The sequence below is a fragment of the Sutcliffiella cohnii genome (genome assembly GCF_002250055.1).
In the GTDB taxonomy this organism is placed as follows: Bacteria; Bacillota; Bacilli; order Bacillales; family Bacillaceae_I; genus Sutcliffiella; species Sutcliffiella cohnii.
Genome location: NZ_CP018866.1, coordinates 3,571,201 through 3,591,239, shown reverse-complemented (window position 1 = coordinate 3,591,239; position 20,039 = coordinate 3,571,201). Strand labels below are relative to the sequence as shown.

General features: G+C 36.4%; 27 protein-coding genes and 2 pseudogenes. 28 read left to right on the top strand and 1 reads right to left on the bottom strand.

Translation table 11 applies throughout. The annotated features are described in order from the left end of the window. Positions 1 to 53 precede the first annotated feature (53 nt). The 5 genes from BC6307_RS18055 (at position 54) to BC6307_RS18035 (ending at position 3,281) form a co-directional block, all read left to right on the top strand. Positions 54 to 254, top strand: a complete 201-nt coding sequence (locus BC6307_RS18055; protein WP_066412411.1) for an XtrA/YqaO family protein — start codon at positions 54 to 56, stop codon at positions 252 to 254. Next, entirely contained in the window at positions 251 to 1,546 is a 1,296-nt protein-coding gene (locus tag BC6307_RS18050) for a PIN-like domain-containing protein (RefSeq protein WP_066412414.1), read from the top strand. The genes BC6307_RS18055 and BC6307_RS18050 overlap by 4 nt, the downstream gene beginning before the upstream one ends. A 106-nt stretch (positions 1,547 to 1,652) precedes the next feature. Further along, the gene (locus BC6307_RS18045; RefSeq protein WP_066412418.1) at positions 1,653 to 1,853 is read left to right on the top strand and encodes a hypothetical protein; all 201 of its coding nucleotides are present in this window, start codon (positions 1,653 to 1,655) and stop codon (positions 1,851 to 1,853) included. A 15-nt stretch (positions 1,854 to 1,868) separates the two neighbouring features. Beyond that, on the top strand, positions 1,869 to 2,303 hold the full coding sequence (locus tag BC6307_RS18040) for a helix-turn-helix transcriptional regulator (protein ID WP_066412420.1): 435 nt from the start codon (positions 1,869 to 1,871) through the stop codon (positions 2,301 to 2,303). A gap of 60 nt (positions 2,304 to 2,363) precedes the next feature. After that, positions 2,364 to 3,281: a nuclease-related domain-containing protein gene (locus BC6307_RS18035; protein WP_066412423.1), complete on the top strand. Its 918-nt coding sequence runs from the start codon at positions 2,364 to 2,366 to the stop codon at positions 3,279 to 3,281. A gap of 124 nt (positions 3,282 to 3,405) precedes the next feature. On the opposite strand, the gene BC6307_RS24845 is transcribed toward BC6307_RS18035, so the two are convergent. Next, a complete protein-coding gene (locus BC6307_RS24845; protein WP_157076592.1) occupies positions 3,406 to 3,555 on the bottom strand; it encodes a hypothetical protein in 150 nt (49 codons plus the stop codon). A 96-nt stretch (positions 3,556 to 3,651) separates the two neighbouring features. Here BC6307_RS24845 and BC6307_RS18030 point away from each other — a divergent pair, with 96 nt between their 5' ends. The 23 genes and pseudogenes from BC6307_RS18030 to BC6307_RS17920 all read left to right on the top strand — a co-directional run bounded on the left by BC6307_RS18030 (position 3,652) and on the right by BC6307_RS17920 (position 20,031). Further along, positions 3,652 to 4,212: a hypothetical protein gene (locus BC6307_RS18030; RefSeq protein WP_066412426.1), complete on the top strand. Its 561-nt coding sequence runs from the start codon at positions 3,652 to 3,654 to the stop codon at positions 4,210 to 4,212. An 82-nt stretch (positions 4,213 to 4,294) separates the two neighbouring features. Further along, positions 4,295 to 5,119 carry a phage terminase small subunit gene (terS, locus tag BC6307_RS18025; protein WP_084380196.1) on the top strand — a complete coding sequence of 275 codons (825 nt, stop codon included), beginning with the start codon at positions 4,295 to 4,297 and terminating at the stop codon, positions 5,117 to 5,119. After that, entirely contained in the window at positions 5,109 to 6,410 is a 1,302-nt protein-coding gene (locus tag BC6307_RS18020) for a PBSX family phage terminase large subunit (protein ID WP_094366165.1), read from the top strand. Before terS ends, BC6307_RS18020 begins: the two co-directional genes overlap by 11 nt. A gap of 26 nt (positions 6,411 to 6,436) precedes the next feature. Then, positions 6,437 to 7,930: a phage portal protein gene (locus BC6307_RS18015; RefSeq protein WP_066412429.1), complete on the top strand. Its 1,494-nt coding sequence runs from the start codon at positions 6,437 to 6,439 to the stop codon at positions 7,928 to 7,930. Then, on the top strand, positions 7,927 to 9,078 hold the full coding sequence (locus BC6307_RS18010; RefSeq protein ID WP_066412432.1) for a phage minor capsid protein: 1,152 nt from the start codon (positions 7,927 to 7,929) through the stop codon (positions 9,076 to 9,078). The genes BC6307_RS18015 and BC6307_RS18010 overlap by 4 nt, the downstream gene beginning before the upstream one ends. Before the next feature lie 98 nt (positions 9,079 to 9,176). Then, a complete protein-coding gene (locus BC6307_RS18005) occupies positions 9,177 to 9,557 on the top strand; it encodes a hypothetical protein (protein WP_066412436.1) in 381 nt (126 codons plus the stop codon). A 79-nt stretch (positions 9,558 to 9,636) separates the two neighbouring features. Beyond that, the gene (locus BC6307_RS18000) at positions 9,637 to 10,347 is read left to right on the top strand and encodes a hypothetical protein (protein WP_235858056.1); all 711 of its coding nucleotides are present in this window, start codon (positions 9,637 to 9,639) and stop codon (positions 10,345 to 10,347) included. A gap of 19 nt (positions 10,348 to 10,366) precedes the next feature. Beyond that, positions 10,367 to 10,714 (top strand): annotated as a pseudogene (locus BC6307_RS17995) (capsid protein); the annotation flags it as partial. Positions 10,715 to 10,853: 139 nt separating this feature from the next. Beyond that, entirely contained in the window at positions 10,854 to 10,997 is a 144-nt protein-coding gene (locus BC6307_RS25745; protein WP_084380198.1) for an NUMOD4 domain-containing protein, read from the top strand. A gap of 78 nt (positions 10,998 to 11,075) precedes the next feature. Continuing rightward, positions 11,076 to 11,435 (top strand): HNH endonuclease, encoded by a 360-nt coding sequence (locus BC6307_RS17985; RefSeq protein WP_066412440.1) that lies wholly within the window; start codon positions 11,076 to 11,078, stop codon positions 11,433 to 11,435. Positions 11,436 to 11,609: 174 nt separating this feature from the next. Then, a pseudogene (locus BC6307_RS17980) lies at positions 11,610 to 12,161 on the top strand (capsid protein); the annotation flags it as partial. A gap of 43 nt (positions 12,162 to 12,204) precedes the next feature. Further along, the gene (locus tag BC6307_RS17975; RefSeq protein ID WP_066412442.1) at positions 12,205 to 12,522 is read left to right on the top strand and encodes a hypothetical protein; all 318 of its coding nucleotides are present in this window, start codon (positions 12,205 to 12,207) and stop codon (positions 12,520 to 12,522) included. Between the two features lie 2 nt (positions 12,523 to 12,524). After that, positions 12,525 to 12,929 (top strand): head-tail connector protein, encoded by a 405-nt coding sequence (locus tag BC6307_RS17970; RefSeq protein ID WP_066412444.1) that lies wholly within the window; start codon positions 12,525 to 12,527, stop codon positions 12,927 to 12,929. Beyond that, positions 12,919 to 13,257 (top strand): putative minor capsid protein, encoded by a 339-nt coding sequence (locus BC6307_RS17965; RefSeq protein WP_066412445.1) that lies wholly within the window; start codon positions 12,919 to 12,921, stop codon positions 13,255 to 13,257. Before BC6307_RS17970 ends, BC6307_RS17965 begins: the two co-directional genes overlap by 11 nt. After that, the gene (locus tag BC6307_RS17960) at positions 13,257 to 13,613 is read left to right on the top strand and encodes a minor capsid protein (RefSeq protein ID WP_066412448.1); all 357 of its coding nucleotides are present in this window, start codon (positions 13,257 to 13,259) and stop codon (positions 13,611 to 13,613) included. Before BC6307_RS17965 ends, BC6307_RS17960 begins: the two co-directional genes overlap by 1 nt. After that, on the top strand, positions 13,610 to 14,017 hold the full coding sequence (locus BC6307_RS17955) for a ubiquitin family protein (protein ID WP_066412450.1): 408 nt from the start codon (positions 13,610 to 13,612) through the stop codon (positions 14,015 to 14,017). Before BC6307_RS17960 ends, BC6307_RS17955 begins: the two co-directional genes overlap by 4 nt. A 6-nt stretch (positions 14,018 to 14,023) precedes the next feature. Beyond that, the gene (locus tag BC6307_RS17950) at positions 14,024 to 14,455 is read left to right on the top strand and encodes a phage tail tube protein (RefSeq protein WP_066412453.1); all 432 of its coding nucleotides are present in this window, start codon (positions 14,024 to 14,026) and stop codon (positions 14,453 to 14,455) included. A gap of 14 nt (positions 14,456 to 14,469) precedes the next feature. Beyond that, positions 14,470 to 15,069 carry a Gp15 family bacteriophage protein gene (locus tag BC6307_RS17945; protein WP_066412456.1) on the top strand — a complete coding sequence of 200 codons (600 nt, stop codon included), beginning with the start codon at positions 14,470 to 14,472 and terminating at the stop codon, positions 15,067 to 15,069. After that, a complete protein-coding gene (locus BC6307_RS17940; RefSeq protein ID WP_066412458.1) occupies positions 15,070 to 15,465 on the top strand; it encodes a DUF6673 family protein in 396 nt (131 codons plus the stop codon). It abuts the gene before it with no gap. Positions 15,466 to 15,525: 60 nt separating this feature from the next. Then, complete coding sequence (locus BC6307_RS17935) at positions 15,526 to 16,062, top strand: SHOCT domain-containing protein (protein ID WP_066412459.1); 537 nt, start codon at positions 15,526 to 15,528, stop codon at positions 16,060 to 16,062. Positions 16,063 to 16,126: 64 nt separating this feature from the next. Continuing rightward, positions 16,127 to 16,240 carry a zinc finger domain-containing protein gene (locus tag BC6307_RS25740; RefSeq protein ID WP_084380204.1) on the top strand — a complete coding sequence of 38 codons (114 nt, stop codon included), beginning with the start codon at positions 16,127 to 16,129 and terminating at the stop codon, positions 16,238 to 16,240. A 54-nt stretch (positions 16,241 to 16,294) separates the two neighbouring features. Then, entirely contained in the window at positions 16,295 to 18,613 is a 2,319-nt protein-coding gene (locus BC6307_RS17925) for a phage tail protein (RefSeq protein ID WP_066412460.1), read from the top strand. After that, a complete protein-coding gene (locus BC6307_RS17920; protein WP_066412462.1) occupies positions 18,613 to 20,031 on the top strand; it encodes a distal tail protein Dit in 1,419 nt (472 codons plus the stop codon). Before BC6307_RS17925 ends, BC6307_RS17920 begins: the two co-directional genes overlap by 1 nt. Positions 20,032 to 20,039 lie beyond the last annotated feature (8 nt).

Sequence of the window (20,039 nt, the reverse complement as noted above, 5' to 3'; positions counted from 1 at the left end):
GAGCGCAATAGCGTTTGTTTGGTGCTCTTTATTTTATAACTGGAGGTATGGATATGAGATTAGAAAGCATTGAAATTAACCGTAGTACAAATAGATTAGAAATTGATATAATGGAACTAAAAGGAAGTTTCGCCATTGTAATTTGCGATGGCAAGGCGAAGATAACTCATTTACCGGTGCATGGTGAGACAAAGATAATTACTCACCAGGGGAAGGTCAAGAGGGTCAAGTTTGATGAGGGGGAAGAGTTTTGAAAAGTGTTTTTCGAGAGTTTTTTAATAATGAAAAGGTAAATTTCAATAATCTAGATGAATCAGTACTAATTGTTTTCGATACTAACATTTTGTTAAATATTTATAGGTTTTCCGAATCAACACGTAATACATTTCTAGAGGCTTTGGACAAAGTTAAGGAAAATATTTGGATTCCCTATCAGGTTGGTTTAGAATTTCATTTGCACAGGCGCAAGGTAATGGTTGAAATGGATACCATAAAAGACTTAATTATAAACGACGTCAATAATGAAACAGAAACGTTTTTAAAAGCCATAAAGTCTTCATTAGACAAGTACCCGATTAAAAGTACAGATGGGACAGAAGTAAGAAAGAAAATATTGGAGAAATTTAATGAGGAAATAAGAAAAGTCGCAACAAGTTTTAATCAAAACGAAATAATCGAATTGGATAATTTGATAAATAAGAATGATGACAAGATGTTAGAATTGGCAGAGTTGTTTGAAGGGAAAGTTGGAGAACCTTTCTCCCAAGAAAAGATTGATGAGATATGCAAAGAAGGAGAGGTTAGATATGAAGAAGAAATACCTCCTGGATATAAAGATAAAACAAAAAAAGAGATGACCAGGTATAATAACTTAAAGTTTGAAAATAAATACGGCGATTTAATAGCTTGGAAACAAGTTTTAGAGAAGGCAAAAAGCGATAAAAAAAGGTTAGTAATTTTTATTACAGGGGATGTAAAGCCTGATTGGTGGTATGAAATAAAAGGAAAAAAAATTGGTGCTAGAGCAGAACTGAAAAATGAGATGTTAAGAGAAGCAGGTTCTGATTTAATACTGATGAACATCAATAAATTCTTAAAGGAAACTAGTACAAAAATTAATTTAGATTTAGTAGAAACGACGAACTCTGAAGAAAATAATAGAATAAGTTTAAGAAAGAAGTCCGGCTATCGCTTTAAGGACTATAAAAAGATTCAAGAATTATTAAATGCTTTACAAATGAATTCTGAAGATAAATCTTATAACACAAAAGCTCTTGAAGGAATAATAAATGATATAAAATATCAAGTTGATAAAATAGAATATTTTTTATTAAATAATGACGGAAGTTCTATAAATGACTTTGAGGAAATTAAAACATTAGAAGACGAGTTTAAGTACTTAAAAAGTAAATCTATTTATTTATTGGGGCATATAAATAGAAATCAAGTTACGGAAATGAACGAGGAAATTAGAAATAAAATACGTAAATTAGCTCTTGAATACAGCTACTTAGAAAGAAGATTACAAAATTTGTTATCAAGATAAAATGAAATACATCCTACCAGCCAACTGGAGGACACTAGACAAACAGTTTTTTCTGTTTGTTTGGTGTCCTTTTTTGCTTTTAATTTTATCTAAAGGGGATTTGAGGATGAATAAAAGTATAAGGGATCAATTAAAGGATTGGAAGATGCAGCATGGATTTGAAACGAAAATTAAATATAAACAGAAAAATGTAACTACCTCGAAAAAGAAGGAAGAGAAGTTGTCGGACCAGGACTTACGGGAGTTAATGGGTACCAATAGACCAACATATGCTCGAGGTCGCGGTGGAGCTTATAGACAAAAATAAAGGGGGAGAAATACTATGAACAAAAAAGAAATTGAAAACATATTGAAAGATTACCATTGGATGATTAACTCAATAAAGATATTAAATTCATCTTTAATCGATGCTGGTGAAGGATTAACAGCCCAGTATGGCGATGAAGCTGGAATGCCAAAACCCAAAGGAATGACAGGAGATCCGGTCTACCGTGAAGCTATTAGAAGAGAAAAACGTTACCAGGTCATTAGTAAATATAAAGCGAAAATATCAGTTATTCAGGGTAGATTACATTTAATAAAGGATGACAGGGAATTAGAGGTTCTTCACTGGTTGCTTGAGGGGAAGAGTTATCGATGGATTGGAGCTCATATGGGGCTTTCATTTTCACACATAAAAAGACTTAGAGACTCTATAGTTGAACAGTTATGTCAGAATAGTAGTGATGAGTGTAAAAGAATTCGGAGAATATGTTGATTGAATAATTTTGTAAAAGATATCCACTAGCTACCGATAATAATTATGGGAGGGATTAAAGTGGATATTTTATTATTGGTTTTATTATTATTGGTAAGTCTTTATTGTATTAAGTTATATAAAGATAGCTTGAAAACTAGAGAAATTAATAAAGCATTCGAGCAAGTTTCAGCAACTTTAGAGGCTGAAAGTATAGAAAAGAGTAGACTTGCAAACGAGGTTAATAATTTATCGAATAAAAATGAGGAATTCGAACATGTAATATTGCGTCAGCAAGAGGAGTTAGAATCAAGTAAAAATTACCTCAAGTACTTGCACAATAAGTTGCAAAATAGAGGTGAATTTATTACTAGTCAAATAATGTATGAAATAAAAGAATCCTTAATAAGAGAAAATTTAATCAATACTAATGATATATTTATTTTAGAAAATGTATATATATATAATTCGAAAAAAGAGAGAAATAACGTTCGTCAAATCGATCATTTGATCCTTATACCTACAGGTGTGTATGTAATTGAAACTAAATATTGGAGAGGTAAAATAATCCATGGGATATCTAAAGAGAAAAATAAAGAATATCTACCAATACTTGAATCAATGTTCCCTGAATCGAAGAAAGAAGCTGAACAAACAATTGTACTGACTAACGAAGAAAAAAATAAAGTTAGTATATCTTCATACGATAATCCTGCAACTCAGGTTGCTAAAACGGCAATTGATTTAAAGAAAATCATTGACTTAAACTTAAACAAAAAGGTATTAGTTCAAGGAATAGTTTATTTTGGATATCCTACTGATAATGAGAATTATGTATTAAATTATACTAGTAAGTCAGACGGTATTTATCCAAAAATATTTATTTCTAAAGATGACATTGAAGGGTTTTTTATTAATGAATTGTCAAATCGTAAAAAAGTGTTTACTAACGATGAACTTGCAAGAATAAATAATATAATTGAAAATATCAACAGATAACTAAAAAAGAAACTAATGGCACAAATGGCACAAAAGAAACAAAGTTGCAAAAACATAAATCAGCTTGCTAAAATGGGAGGCAGGACGGAGCGGCAATAAAAGTAATTGCTTACCGTCCTGTTTGTTATTTTCCGAAATTAAATAAAAACGGCGATATGCCTTCGGCATTGGTGATAATAAAGTACATCAATCCAGCACCACATGCTAAGGCAAATATTTTAATCAAAATATCTTCTCCAAAGTCAATCAAGGAGTCTAAAAGTCTACTTAACATAAAAATCACCTCCTGTAAATATAATACAATTTATTGGAGGATTATGAAGGGAAATATCTCCTTTTGTCGAATTCTTTCTAAAAAGGAGATGGTAAAATGACTGATCTAAAAGTTGATTTAAAAGGAGCAGTTAATGCTGTTACTACTTTTTTGGAGAATAACAAAAGAGTAATACTGATTAAGGGATATGATAACGAAGCAAAACTGAAGGCAGTTTTAATGGCATTAAATCAACAATTTTCAAAGGGAATAATTAGAACAAGCTCAATGCAAGATATAGCTGATAATATTAATTTAGCCTTAGGTAAGAAGCATTTACCTTCTAATGTAAAATCGACTGAGCTATATAAATTAGGAAACATGAAAATTAACTTTAACAGTTATACCACTCACACCAGAAATAATCCAGCAGGGAACGATAACACTTTTACCATATTTTATCCAATTCAAACCGCCTTGGATAATCCAAAGAGGTATGCGAATTTTTTAAAGGATTTAGGAGAAGTAAGGTCTAAAAAGGTAATATTAATTACAACAAATGAGTGGTCAATTAAAAATTGGGACATAGAGAATTATACAGATGAAGTGTTTTTTTACGATGTTCAAAACGATAACCCGGAACTTCTAAGAAACTTAAGGAGAAACGGGGCAATATAAAAATAATAAATGTCTTCCACAAAGGAAGGCTTTTTTTATACGCAAAACAAACAAATACCACTTGGAGGTGGGTGATTTGTAGATGGCTCGAGCGAGAAGTCCGAACCGTGACAAAGCATTTGAGATGTGGAAAGAGAGCGGTGGAAAGTTACTGCTCAAAGATATTGCAGCTGAATTAGGAGTTAAGGATTCCCAGATTCGTAAGTGGAAGAATCAAGACAAATGGGACGAACAATTGAAAGGTAACGTTACCAATGTAAAAAGTAACGTTACTAATAAAAGAGGAGCACCAAAAGGAAATAAGAATGCCGTGGGTCATGGAGCTCCGAAAGGAAACTCCAACGCAGAGACTCATGGCTTTTTTTCTAAGTTCTTACCAGAAGAAACGCTCGAGATCATGGAGCAAATGAACGAGCGTTCTGCAGCTGATTTGATATGGGACCAAATACAGATTCAGTATGCAGCTATTATTCGTGCTCAAAAGGTTATGTTCGTCACTGCTAAGGATGAGATGATAACGCAGCTTAAAAAGGCGAAATATGAATACTACCCCCGTTCAAAAGAAGAAGGCGGTGGAGTAGAGCAAGCAACAACAGAAGAAGAATATGAGTTCCAATTTGCATGGGACCGTCAAGCCACTTTCTTAAATGCCCAATCTAGAGCCATGAGTGAACTTCGTAGTTTAATAAAACAGTTTGACGAAATGGCACATCTGGATGACGAACGCAGGCTTAAACTTGAAGGTATGAAGCTTGGAATTGAGAAAACGAAAGCTGATACAGAGTTCGCTAAAATGCGCGCTTCTAAACTTCGTGGTGATAGAAAAGATACGTCAATGCTTGAGTCACTTATTGAAGGGCGTAAGAAATATGAAGAAATGATAAAGGAACGTGAGAATGATGGATAAGAACATTATTTTCAGTCCAAAACAACTAGAAGTAATTTATAGACCGTATGATTACACATTTGATGTATTAGAAGGTACCCCAAGAAGCGGAAAGACAACAGCTGCACATTTCAGGTTAGCTGATTACTACAGTTGGTGTAGAGATACAAACCATTTACTTGTTGCGTATAACCAGGAGCAAGCGTATCGATTATTTATTGATGGTGACGGAACAGGTTTAATGCATATCTTTGATGGGTTATACGATATCAAACATGATGAACACGGTTCCCATTTGCAATTGCATACGCCAACAGGCATTAAAAAGATTTATTACAAAGGTGGTGGGAAAAGTAACAGCGTGGGTGCTATCACAGGTATGTCATTGGGGAGTGTTGCATTTGGAGAAATTAATTTACTCCATATGGATATGATCCAAGAATGTTTTAGGCGTACATTTGCAGCACAAGATAGATACCATTTAGCGGACCTAAATCCACCAGCACCTCATCATCCTGTTATTAAAGAAGTTTTCGAAGTGCAAAACACTAGATGGACACATTGGACTATTCAAGACAATCCAATCATCACAGAGGAACGTAAAAAAGAGATATATGAAATATTGAGTAAAAACCCTTACCTTTTACAGCGTGACTGGTTTGGAAAAAGGGTTATTCCTTCTGGTGTAATCTATAGCATGTTCGATCTTGAGAAAAATGTTATCCCTAAATTAGAAGGTAGGAAAATCGAGATGTATTTCTCTGGTGACGGTGGACAAGGAGATGCTACGAGCATTGCTTGTAATATTGTTACGAGGCACCAAGGAAAAAAACGAACTTACGATTATAAACTTAATCGTGTTGCACATTATTACCACTCTGGTAATGATACAGGACAAGTAAAAGCGATGAGCGTTTATGCAAAAGAAATTAAGAAGTTCATCCTATGGTGTGAGAAAACATATGAGATGAGGAGAACAGAAGTGTTCATTGACCCAGCGTGTAAGTCTCTTAGAGAGGAATTGCATTTGTTAGGCATTTCAACTAGTCCAGCAAATAACAATGCTCACGACGTAAACGGTACGTCTAAAGGAATTGAGGTTGGTATTGAGAGACTTCAAAACGCTATGACTAATGAGTACTTTGTTTTAGTAGAACAAGAGAATAACGAATATGATCATTACAACTTTTTGAAAGAAGTAGGAATGTATATGCGGGATGCTAAAACTGGTAAACCAGTTGATGCTGACAACCATTCACTGGATGAATGTAGATATAGCAATAACTATTTTTATAAGAGATACGTGTTATAGATAGGGATCGGAAAGGCGGTGATGAAATGTTTCAATCACTCATTAGTAAAATAAAGGGGGTGTTGCAGAAATTGGGCTTAGTAAAAAATATTAAATCGTTATCAGATACAAAGAGCATTCCAATCGATGACCAATTCTATAAAAATATCGATATGTGGAAAGCCCTCTATCAGGGCTATTTTAGCGAATGGCACGACATTCATTACCAAACTATTAACGGGAGGAAAAAACGTCGTAGAGCCTCTTTAAACATGCCAAAAGTGTTGTCGCAGGAAATGGCCACATTAATCTTTAACGAGCGATGTGAAGTTAATATTTCCGACAAGAGCTTGGCTGAAAACGTCCACGACATTTTCAAGCAAAACAAATTCATATCGAAGTTTCAAGACTACCTAGAATTCCAATTCGCTCTTGGTGGAATGGTAATTAAGCCGTATGTAGAAGATGACAAGATTAAGTTGTCCTACGTTACTGCAGATTGCTTTATTCCTGTAGGGTGGGACAATCAAGGGATTCACGAGGCTGTGTTTCCTAATGAGATACGTAAAGGTGATAAGAAGTACACTCACCTGGAATGGCATTTGTGGGAAGGTAAAGAATATGTCATAAAAAATGAGCTCTATGTTGCTGAAAAGACAACATCTGATTTAGGGAAGAAAGTTCCTCTTTCAACGCTTTTTCCTGATCTAGAGGAAGAGGTGCGAATTAACAATTTTAAACGCTCTGGATTTGTTTATTTTAAGCCTAACCTAGCTAATCACATTGATATGCAGAGTCCATTAGGAGTTGCGATATTTTCAGCTGCGTTAGATACCCTTAAAACGTTGGATATTGCCTATGATAGCTTTCAGCGGGAGTTTGTATTAGGAAAACGAAGAATATTAATTCCCGCATCTGCAGTTAGGATGGTAATAGACGAAAATGGCAATCCGCAACGTTATTTTGATGCGGACGATGAAGTTTACCAAGCGCTTGGTGGGTCAGGGGACATGGATGACAATAAGATTCAAGACAACACGGTTGAACTTCGGGTAGAAGAGCATATTGCTGCAATTAATGCTTTATTAAATCTCCTGTCAATGCAAACAGGTTTTAGTAGCGGTTCCTTTAGCTTTGATGGAAAAAGCGTAAAAACGGCAACAGAAGTAGTTTCAGAGAATAGTAAGACCTTTAGAACAAAACAGTCTCATGAGAATGTGATTGAAGCAGGGCTAACGGAATTAATCGATGTAATTGTTCAATTGGCAGAGCTATACGATCTGTTTAGTGGTCCGAAAGATGGTTGGGAAGTAACAGTAGCTTTTGACGACTCTATTGCAGAGGACCAGACAGCCGAAATTAATAAACAAACTCAGCTTGTAACAAATAAGCTTCAATCTCGTAAAAGAGCGATTATGAGAATCCATGGTTTATCTGAGGAAGAAGCTACGCTTTTACTGCAGGAAATCGCTGAGGAAAACAAAACGGCAACAGCAGAAGCAATAGACTTTTTCGGAATGAATAGGGCTGGTAATGAATGAGGCCATCGGAGAATCAGCAACTAGCAATGCCGACCGTTCAAGTGTTTCTCGAGATTGAAGACCAAATATTGACTAATATAGCTAAACACATAAAAAAACATAGAAGTTTATTAAACTCTCAGGATATTGAAGGATGGCGTTTATTACACTTATCTGAATTAGGTACGTTAACTCAACAGAATATCATTACAATCGCTAAAAGAAGCGGACTAGCAGTTGATGAGGTGTCCAGGCTTCTTGAAGATGTGGGTTATAAGTCTATAGCTTATGTAGACCAAACTCTTGAAGAAGCAGTTAAAAACGGGGCAGTTGTTATCCCACCAGGAGATCCAAGTGGTGTGTTTCAAAATATATTGTTGACCTATCAAAATCAGGCAACTGAAACATTTAACCTTATAAATTCAACAATGTTACAACAATCCCAACAATCTTATATAGATATTTTAAACCAAACTGTTGGAAAGGTACTAACCGGCACCAAAACACCACAACAAGCACTTAGGGAAGCGTTATTAAAATGGACTGAAAAAGGTATTCCAGCATTGGTGGATAGGGCAGGGAAAGAGTGGTCAACCGAGGCCTACATTAGTTTAGTTACTAGGTCAATGAGCAACAAAGTTTCAAATGAAATGCAGTTTTCTCGTATGGATGAGTACGGAGTGGATTTGATAGAGGTTTCAAGCCATTTAGGTGCAAGACCCCGTTGTGCACCATTTCAAGGGAAAATATATAGTCGCAGTGGTACAAGTAAAAAGTACCCTCCGCTGTCTGAAACGAGTTATGGGGAAATTGCTGGGCTTAGAGGTGTTAATTGTGGCCATGTTTTCTATGCATACGTCGAAGGTGTTTCTATAAAACGAAATGAACCTTTCGGAGTTGAAGAAAACGATGAAGCATACAAACAATCGCAAAAACAAAGATACCTAGAACGTCAAATAAGGCATGCTAAAAGAGAGTTAAATATGATGAGTATTTTAGGTGATGAAGAAGGTATCGAAATTGCAAAACAGAAAGTAAGAGAAAGACATGATAGTATGAGAGAGTTTATTCAAGAGACCGGAAGGAATAGAAGACCTGATCGAGAGCAGTTGGGTATTAAAAATCCTAATGTTGGAGGTGGAAAATTTCGCTCTAAAAAAGATAAATAAAATAAAAATATATTTATTATTCTTATAGGAATAATAGGTTTATTCTTATCTTCTATGTAGTAAAATAGTTTCATTAAATCACTAAAGGAAGTTGAAAAATGGACTATATAGGCTATTATGATGCAGTTGAAATTCTGAGTAATTATATAGATAAAATGAATGAGCTTTTAGAGTTATTGAAAAGCTTGAAAGAAAATAATTTCGAGAACTCACACGAGTTACAAATAATAAAAGAGGAACTAAGACAATATAAATCAGAGGTTTCGATATCTTTAAAACTATTTACACTGTATGATTCTAACGAATATAGTCAAAACTTTTTACTACCTGCTGTAAGTATAGCGCATGGATTCCTTAGGGAAGTTAGTGTAAGTAAAGTAAATCCTAATAGTTACAACAACATAAATTCAAAACTTCAGAAAGTGAAATACTACTTTCAGAAGTACCACAATAATTTGATCACTATTAAGCATCCGTAGAGGGTGCTTTTTATTTTGCCTTTTATCTGTACAGGCGTTAAAGAAACAGAAGGAAATTACCCAATAGGGAGGAATTACTGTGTTAAAAAAACTATGGATGAAAATTGTATTACTTTGGACTTTATTAGTTCCAAGCAAGAAGGCTAATCAGTCGCCAAAAAGAACTGAAGGAAAGTTATTACCGTTGCAATTACAGTTTTTTGCAGATGGAGCTGGAGAAGATGATCCACCACCAGCAGACCCACCAGGAGGAACTGAACCACCGAGTACAGACCCTCCACCAGCCGATCCACCTCAAACTTTTACGCAAGAGGATGTGAATAGTATTGCTGCTAAAGAGGCGAAAAAAGCACAAGAAAAGCTTCTTAAGCAATTAGGTATTGAGGATTTTGATAGTGCTAAGGATGGTCTTGCTAAGTTCAAGGAGTGGCAAGAATCGCAGAAAACAGAAGCAGAGAAGCAAGCTGAAAGATTGAAAGAGTTAGAGACAAACTTTACTACAACAAGCGATGAAAATACTTCTTTAAAAGCACAAATTAGTGCAATGAAAGCTGGAGTAAGCGCTGAATCTGTGGAAGACGTTGTAACTCTAGCAAAAACAATGGTAAATGACGAGTTGGATATGGATGCTGCTATTTCGAAAGTGGTGGAAAAGTATCCGCATTTTAAAGCTCAACAAGAGCAACAACAGGGTGAAGAAAAGAAGCCTGCTTTTTCAACAGGCCAGCATCAGAAACAACAACCATCTGAAATGGACGTATGGTTGGACGCATTTGGAGTAAAAAAATAAAAAAATGGAGTGATTTTAAATGCCAGTAAATTACGCTGAACAATATCAACAAGCAGTACAACAAGCATACTTTGGAGGTCTTTATTTCCGAGCATTATATGAAACACCTAATAACCAAATTATTAAATGGGTAGGTGCTAAAACAATACACATCCCACGTATCACTGTTGGTGGATTTATTGATGTGGATCGTGATGTTGCTAGCAGCTTTGCTCGACGCGCTGATAATGATTGGGAGCCTAAGACATTAGCTCACGATCGTGAGTTTCCTATGTTCGTGGACCCTCAAGACATTGACGAAACTAACACTGTTTTATCAATTGCTAACATCACTCGTGTATTCAATCAGGAGCAAAAAATTCCTAAATTTTGGGCAGTCGCTTAGTAATAAGTGAACTGAATCCGCTCTAATTGCTGGGAACTCCTAAAGATTTGTCACCTTTAGGACAATCAGCAGCCAAGCTATGTTATGGTGAAAGAAAACAGGAAATGGAGGTTTTCTTTCAATGGAGATGTGGAAAAGTATACCTGGTTACGACGAGGTTTATGAGGTGTCTGATAAAGGTGATGTTCGAAGCAAAGACAGACTAGTAAAAACGAATATCAGGAATGTGAAAGAAAGGCTACTTAAAGGCAAGATTCTTAAATGAGCACTCAAAAGAAGTGGTTATTACGCTGTTGACTTATCCTATAAAGGAAAAGTTAAAACTGTTTCAGTTCACAGATTAGTGGCAATAGCATTTATCCCTAATCCCAAATCACTGCCTGTGGTTAATCATAAAAACGGAATAAAAACTGATAACAGAGTAGAGAACCTTGAGTGGACAACTCACATTGCTAATCATCACCATGCGTCAGTGATCGGACTTAGAGACAATCTTGGACAGTATCAAAATAAACCCCTCCTATGTGTTGAAACGGGAATTGTTTTTAAAAATAGCGCCGAAGCAGCTAAATGGATATTGAAGAATGATCCAAACAAAACCTCTTTAACCGAATCTGGATATGAAAAATTGGCACGTATCATACGAGGGAGTGCTACTGGAAGGACACCTAAAGCGTACGGGTATACATGGAAAGATTTATAACATAGAAGGTTCAACGACTAGTAAGACCTACATCAGTAGGCATACACTCAAGCGAGTGGAAACGGGCGGCTCCAATGAAAATTGGATGAAGATATAGTCTCATCTATGTGGTAACACATAGCAGTTATCTAAGAATAGCGGGAGTAGATTAGCGACCTACTCTGAAGATATATGGAAATGGACAAGTATGCTGCTTCAAAATTATATAGCGAGTTCACAACTTTCGGTGGTGAGGCTATTACAACTGCTTTAACAGTGGACAACATTTTAACCGTTTTTGACCAAATGATGGAAGATATGGACGAAGCGGAAGTTCCACAAGAAGGACGCATTCTATATGTAACTTCACCAGTGAAAACATTATTGAAAAATGCTGAAAAAATCCAACGCTCTTTAGATATTAAAGGTGCTGGTGCGAATGACGTTAACCGAAATCTTCGTTCATTAGACGAGGTTACGATTGTAACTGTACCATCATCTCGTATGAAAACAGCTTACAACTTTACTAACGGTGCGGTTCCAGCGGTAGGAGCAAAACAAATCAATATGATTTTAGTTCATCCTACAGCAGTAATTACGCCTCAAAAATATGACTTTGTTGACTTAGCAGCACCAAGTGCAACAACTGGTGGTAAGTACTATTACTTCGAACGTAAGTATTGGGATGTATTCGCAATTGAAATGAAAGTACCAGGAATCAAGTTCCACGTAGAAGCAGGGGTATAATAATACCCTTGCTTTTTAATATTTCTAATAGGAGGCTAGGATAATGGCACAAGTAACAGTAAGAAAGAATAATAAAGTTTTAAATATCGAGGATACAAGGTTAGAGAGCTATTTGTTACAGGGCTTTGAGCAAATCGATAAAGACGGAAAAGTGGTAAAAGAAGCAACCGGCGGCCGAACAGTTTCTCTTCAGGAGCACAACAAAGCTCTGGATCGAATCAAAGAATTAGAGGAAAACGATGCAGTACAAGAGCTTGAAGAGGCGAAAAAGGAAATCAAGGCATTAAAGTCTGAAAATACCAAGTTGAAGAAATCACTCGAGGAGTTAAAGAAATTGTCCGAGGAATCAAAGAGTGAGTAATCATGGCATATATCGACTACACATACTACACGAATGATTATAAAGGTACCACGATTGATGAGGATGAATTTGCTAGATTAGCGGAAAGAGCTAGTGAAGTGATTGATCAAATAACAGGGTATAAGTTAAAAAAGTCTACTTCTTTCGAAAAGTTTCATTCATTTGTCCAAGAGCAGGTAAAAAAGGCAACAGCTGCTCAGGTAGAGTTTTATATTCTAAGTGGTGGAACTGATATAGCTATAACTGGCGATGATATTACAGGTGTTGCTGTAGGAAAATTCTCTTATGGTGGAGGTAATAGGTCTAGTGGAAAGGAAAGGGAACCAATCGCTGATAATCTTTTAGACTATTTAAGACCTACCGGACTTTTATACAGTGGCATTGGGGTGTTCGATAGTGCGTATTAAACCAATTCCCAAGCGATTGTTAATTCATATAATTGAATATGAGGAGTTTATTAGGGATGGCTCTTTTGGTGAAGAATTCGCACCTAAAGAAACCATCTCTTTTGTATTAGTTCAACCGAAAAGTGAACTAAAGCGGGATTCAAATGGTGAGGAAGTGCAAACTAGAGGAATTATTTTCCTTGATTCTGTCAATACTCCAAAGTTCAGGCGCTTGAGAGAAAAGTCGAAGATACGGTTTAAGGAGATTGAGTTCCGTGTTGTTGCTTGTGATGCTCTATATGCATTAGATCCAATCATTCCCCACCATTATGAAGTGAGTGTTGTATAGTGACTAAGCAACATGTAAGGGTAACAATCGATACTAAGAAGGTTGGGCCGAAGCTTAATACAGCTACAAAAAAAGGACAAATTATATTGTCTGAGCAAGTATTAAAGGATAGTAATTTCTATATCCCAGCAGATATTTGGAATCTTCGAGATAGTAGTTTAAGGTCTTCTGATTTTGAAAACGGCAAGCTTATTTGGGATACCCCATATGGAAGACGGCTTTATTTCGGTTTAAGGTTTAACTTTTCTACAGATAAGAATCCATTCGCTTCGCCATTGTGGTATGAAAAAGCTAGAAGTGTTCATTTAGGAGAATGGGAGCGTGTGGCACAGAAGGCGGTGGAAGAAGGTCTATGATAGAAAATGAGAATAGCGATTTTTTGTTTCAGCTGGTAGTAAACACTCTTGATCAACAGGGGTACTATACAACTGTAGTTTCTCCAGTCTTAACCAATGGAAATAGCATTGCTGTTATGACAATGCCTTCTAACAATTATGAGCATTATTATGACGGCTCTTATCGACAGGGGTATGCGTTTCAGGTAATGACAAAGCATGAATCGCAACTTGTTGCTTATAACACCTTGTTGGATATAGCGAAGTTCCTACCATCATTGAAAGACATACCTAGTCAAAACGGGAGCTATCAATTCGAGGGAATTAGAGTAACTACTGATCCAAATGTAATTGCAAAAGATGATAAGTATTACATTTTTGCCGCGCAATTTAGTGCGGCTTTATTTATTGAAAGCAAGGAGTGATAAAAGGTGAATGAATTTCCATTAAATTATAAAAATAAATATTCCATAAACATTACTCCAGAAGGAGCAGAACCAACCTGGGCTCCAATTGGTGCAGGTATTTCAAGTGTTGACCCTTCTTTTGACGATGAAACGGATGATACGGCATATTACGATGGTGAAGGTTTTTCCTCGGAGACGGTAACTGGTATTAAAGCAACTCTAACATTTACTGGACATCGTAAATATGGAGATGAAGCACAGGATTATATTGCTAGTTTAGCATTTGAAGTAGGAGCAAAACGTGAAACCGAATTAAAATGGGAACAGCCAGATGGACGTGTTATTACTGGACCGGTGACTATTAGTGGGATTAAAACTACTGGTGGAGATGCAAACTCTAAATCAGAGTTTGAATTTACTGCTACTTTCAACGGTAAGCCCCAATTAACTAATTAAGAAAGTGTGAGGATATGTTTACACTATCTGACAGACTAGAAGAGGACATCGAGATTGAAGGGAAATATTACCCTATCAATCTCTTTTTTGATGTTGTATTAAGATTTTTTGACCTCATGGACGACGAAAATTTTTTCGATTCAGATAAGATAGAAATTGCTTTCGAAATGCTTGTAGGAACCGAAAAAGACTTTGAATTTGAGACAAAATACAAAGCAGTTCAAGCAATTGTAACCAGTTTAATAATTGGTGTGGAAAATAAACAAAAAAAATCGTCTGGTGAATCTTCCGATAAGAAGATATATTATGACCTTAAACAAGATGCTGAGTATATCTACGCCTCGTTTATGCAGGAGTATGGTATTGATTTAATAGATCAACAAGGTTCCTTGCGTTGGGAAAAATTCAAAGCCTTACTTTCAGGTATGCGTGATACAACTAAATTTAAAGAAATAGTTGGTATAAGGGCTGCCAAACTTCCGACCGGTAAAGGGACGGAAGAGGAAAGAAAAAGGTTAAAAGAACTAAAAGAAATGTATGCCTTAAACAAAGATCAGAAGTCCCGAGAAGAAGAGCTAGATTATATGTTTAATAAATTGGCAGGAGGTAACTAAATGGCTATTAGAATAGAAACTCAAAAGCCCGAAATACCAGTTGAGATTGGTAAGTTAAAGTTTTCTTTTGATGTATCTGATGATGCTTTGAAGAGATTACGAACAAGTGCTGCGGAAGTACAAAAAGAGATTGAAAACCTAAAGAATAAAGGTGATGAACATGCCGAAAAAAGCGCTAGGGAAGCTTTACAAAAAGGTTACGATCTTTTACTAGGTGAAGGTACTTTTGCCAAGGTCTATGAACAAACACCTTCTTTACATTATGTAATGGAATACTATGTTAAGTTAGCAGATGGTATCGAAAAGGAATTAAAAGCCCTCGGTAAAGGAAACTATCAACAAGAGAAGGCGCAGAAGTATTTAAACAAACGTAAACATCGTCCGAAGAATCGATAGTTGAAAGTTAGAAGAAACCTCGCCTATAATTAATCATATAGAATTATTGGGGGCGATGGTATGGGTTTATTTGATTTTTTTAAACCGAGAGGAATTGTAGTTAAAGTTATAAAAGGTACTATTGGCGAAAAGAAAGAACCTACTTATCTGATACTTTTTACTAAAGAAAAAGGAATAGTAGAAGTAAATAAAAGGAAGTATTATTTTTTAGGTTTTTCAGAGCAATCAATATCTGAAATGAGTACTGCAAAGGCACTAACTGGTGCTGCCATTGGAACTGTATTTGCTCCTGGAATTGGAACATTAATTGGTGGTGCGGTAGGAGCGAAAAAGAAAAAGAAAACCAACTATACAATGGCGTTCATGGATGTGGAATCCAAAGAAAAATTTATAGTAGAGGTAAATTTATTTGCCACTCATCCAAATGAACTAAATCGCCTTGAGGCCCATGATATAGCAAAAGAAGAAACCTTTGAAGATAATTCAAAAGGCGCTTTATCAAAAGTAGATGAAATTCGAGAGTTTAAAAAGTTACTTGATGAAGGGATTATTACTCAAGAAGAATTTAATAAAAAGAAAAAAGAATTAATAGGTTAGATGCTGTTTAGTCGTTCTGAAAAGGACGGCTTTTTATATTGCCTTTTAGGCGGTGGAAAATGTAATGAGAGAAATACGTTGTAAGAAATGTAATAGATTATTAGGAAAAGTTGAGGGCATTGCCGAAATTAAATGTCCAAAATGCGCAACGGTCAATATAGTCAAAAAAGACCGTTAGAGAGCCATCGAGCCCCTGTGCAATAAATACTGTGCATGGGGGTGAATTATGTAAATGGCAGACGGAAGAGTTGTAATAGATGTCCTTTTGGACGATGGAACAGTTGCCAAAGGAGTTGCTGATTTAGATAAGCAACTAGGTGGCTTACAATCAAGTGGAGAAAAGGCTTCGTTAGGAATAGGGAAAATCGTTACAGCCTTGGGACTAGTTGCACTAGGTGCTAAGGCAATTGGTTTAGTAAGGGATTCTATAAACACTGCATTTGGACGCATAGACACGCTCGAGAGTTTCGAACGAGTTATGACAGCTATTACTGGTAGCACAGAGGAAACAATTTTAGCGCTAGAGCGAACGAGAGAAGCTGTAGTTGGAACAGCATATGGTTTAGACATAGCTGCTAAAGGTGTACAGGACTTTGTTACACGTGGTGTTTCAGTTGATAAAGCAACTCAAAGGTTAGCTGCCTGGGGAGATGCAGTAGCGTTCTATGGAAATGGGTCTAATGAGCAACTTGCAAATGTCATGGATGCCTTAGCAAAGATGACTACAAGCGGTAAAGTTGGGATGGATCAATTAAACCGGTTATTTGATGCTGGAATAGATGCTGTCGGAATGTACGCCAAAGCTACTGGAAGAGACGCAGCACAAGTTCAAAAAGACTTGTCGGCAGGAAAAATCACGTCAGAAGAATTTATCGATGTGGTTTCTACAGCAATGATGGAAGGGACTAATGGTGTTCTTAAGATTGCTGGAGCTGCAAAAGAAGCAGGAGCTTCCTGGGGTGCTTCCTTTGCTAACATGAGAGCAGCTGTTGCTCGTGGTGTAGAGAATATTATTAAGAAAATTGATGAGATGCTAACTCAAAATGGGTTACCTGATATGAGATCAATCATAGCATCTTTCGGAAAAACGTTTGAAAATGTATTGAACTCTATTGCTGAAAACATCCCCATAGTTGTAAATCAAATCAAAAATCTGTATAACTTTTTAAAACCTATAATACCTATACTAACTTCAATAACTCTTGGGGTCCTTGCTTCTATTCTTGCTCATTCAGGTTATAACAGTGTAACAACTTTAATTGGAAAAGTTAAAACAGCCCACTCAGCGTTAAATAACGTGTTAAAGAATAACCCTTGGATAAGACTAGTCCTCATTATAGCAGCGGTAATTGGCGTATTTATAGCCCTTTACAACAACAATGAATGGTTCCGAGAGCAAGTAGACCGCATTTGGCAAGCAATATCCCAATATATTTCTGTAGCCTTAAAGTGGATACAGGGAATCGTACAAGTAGTCATGGAATATGTGACTGCTTTTTTTGCGGAAAAATTAGAGCAAATTCGTGAGTTTTGGGCTGAAAACGGTGAACAAATTCTAGAAAATGTCCAACTTGCATGGGACACGATTATGAATGTTATCTCTGTGGTGATAGAAGGCATTCGAGAGATGATTCAACATGTTACGAAGCGTATTAAAGAAATATGGGATAAGCATGGCGATACCATAATGACCATTATTTCGAAAACATGGGAACTTATAAAACTATTAATTCGACAAACAATCGATAACATAAAGAGTACCATTAAGTTTACTCTAAATATGATTAAAGGTATTTTCCAAGTTATTTGGCCAATCATTTCTAATGTAGTAAAAGTAGCTTGGGAGTTTATCAAGTTAATTGTTAAAAGTGGAATTGATTATGTGGCAGGCATCATCGATGTAATTATGTCGCTAATAAAAGGCGATTGGGAAGGTGCTTGGAATGCGATTAAGGGCATCGGTGAGAAAATTTGGCGAAACATCGAGGATTTCTTTTCTGCGATAGACCTCGTTCAAATTGGTAAAGACATTATCCAAGGTCTTATTGATGGGATCGGATCCATGGCCAGTGCAGTTTGGAAGAAGGTCACTGACATTTCTGATGGGGTTAAAAAGACAATTAAAGGAGCATTATCAATTTTCTCTCCATCTCGTTGGATGCGTGACGAAATTGGTGTCAACCTCATGAAAGGTTTTGAGGTTGGGGTTGATAAAGAGAAACGTAGCGTTTTGAATAAAGCAGATGAATCAGCGCAATGGATGAAGCCGGATGTTAGTGGATTCATTAATAGGTTAAAAGGAATTGGTCCACCAATAGGAAGTTTGTTACCTAGTTATGGAGTAACAGGTTATAAAGGAATAGGGACTGAGAGGGATTCAAATAATTTTGCTCTTGGTGAATTAATTGATTCGATTCAAGAATTAGCATCTCGTCCAGTATCGCTTCAAGTTAATGGTCGTGAATTTGCTAGGTTTACATTTGATGATATTACAGAGTTTCAAGAACTAAAAACTAACAGGGTAAAAGGTTTTAGAGGAGGGGGGCTCTAATGAATTTCACATTTAATAATCTACGGAAAAATTATATAAGAATTCTTCGTGGGTTTAGTCGCTATCCATGGGCTCCCGTTAAAAGGAGAATAATCAACGTTACAGGTAAACCTGGTGGTCATTTAAGTAGCACAGAGACAGAAGTAAGAGTTGAGAAAATCCCAGTTGAGTTAAAAAATGTAGAGTTCGCAAACTTAGAAAGATTAAAGGAAGATTTAGCGAGTTGGCTAATTACCAATTCTCCTTGTGAATTAAAGTTTGATGATGATCCAGAAAGAGTATTATATGCAGTTGTAGACGGAAGCTTTGATATTGATGAATTTCTTGAGCGTGGAAAGGGTGTAATTACCTTTCTATGCCCTGATCCATACAAATACGGTCCAGAACTTAGTACTGAATTTCCTAGCGATGTTGTAACGTTAACAAATAACGGCACAGCCGAAGCAAATCCAATATTCGAATTAGAAGTATTAGAACCAGTAACATTTGCGATGATCCAAAACCATAACGGAGAATATCAGATGATTGGACGTCCTGTTGATGTGGATGCTTCTCCTTTTGTCGCAGAACAGTTGCTTTTGCATAGTACCATGTCTACCACTAATGGATGGACTGTTGGTAATCAAGTAGATAATGGGTCTGTTGAGGGAAGTATGATATCGGATGGCTCCAAGTTTGTTGTACAAAACTTTGGTAACGAATCAGAAGCTAAATGGCACGGACCAGCGCTTAAAACTAGCTTATCAGAGACGTTGCAGAACTTTAGGGTAGACATGTTAATCGAAAATTTTAATGGTATCGATGAAGTAGGAAAAGTTGAGTTGTATTTACTTGATGTGAATAACAATATTATCGGTCGAATCACATTAAAAGACGCGTGGGAACATTTTCGTCGAAATCGAGGAGAGGCAAGAGCTGGTGGTTCCGGAGGTCGCTACTTACTAACCCAGTCATATGAGGGATCGTGGAATGATTTTGACGGAATATTGAGGCTAGAACGTATTGGGAACCAATGGCTTTCCTATATAGCAAAAATACGTCCTGACGGCACGCATCATGCACGTGAAACGAGAAGATTTACTGATAACGGCAACTTGTTTATGGATAAAGTAGCACAAGTTCAGGTCCATATATCCAAGTTTGGAGGGTTTAAGCATTGCCAAATGGCGATTAAGGATCTAAAAGTTTGGAAGATTAATGATGCAGATGATTACAGAATTCCTTATATAGCTCAACCAGGAGACACTATCCGTTTTGACCACCAAGCTGATGAGATTCTGATAAATGGTGAAGACCGAACAGATTTAAAGGTTTTTGGTGCAGAATATTTCAAGCTAAAAGAAGGTCAAAATCAATTAATCGTAGAGCCTAGTGAAAGCTTCCGAACAAGAGTTATGTATCGTCAACGGTATAGGTAAGAAAGGAG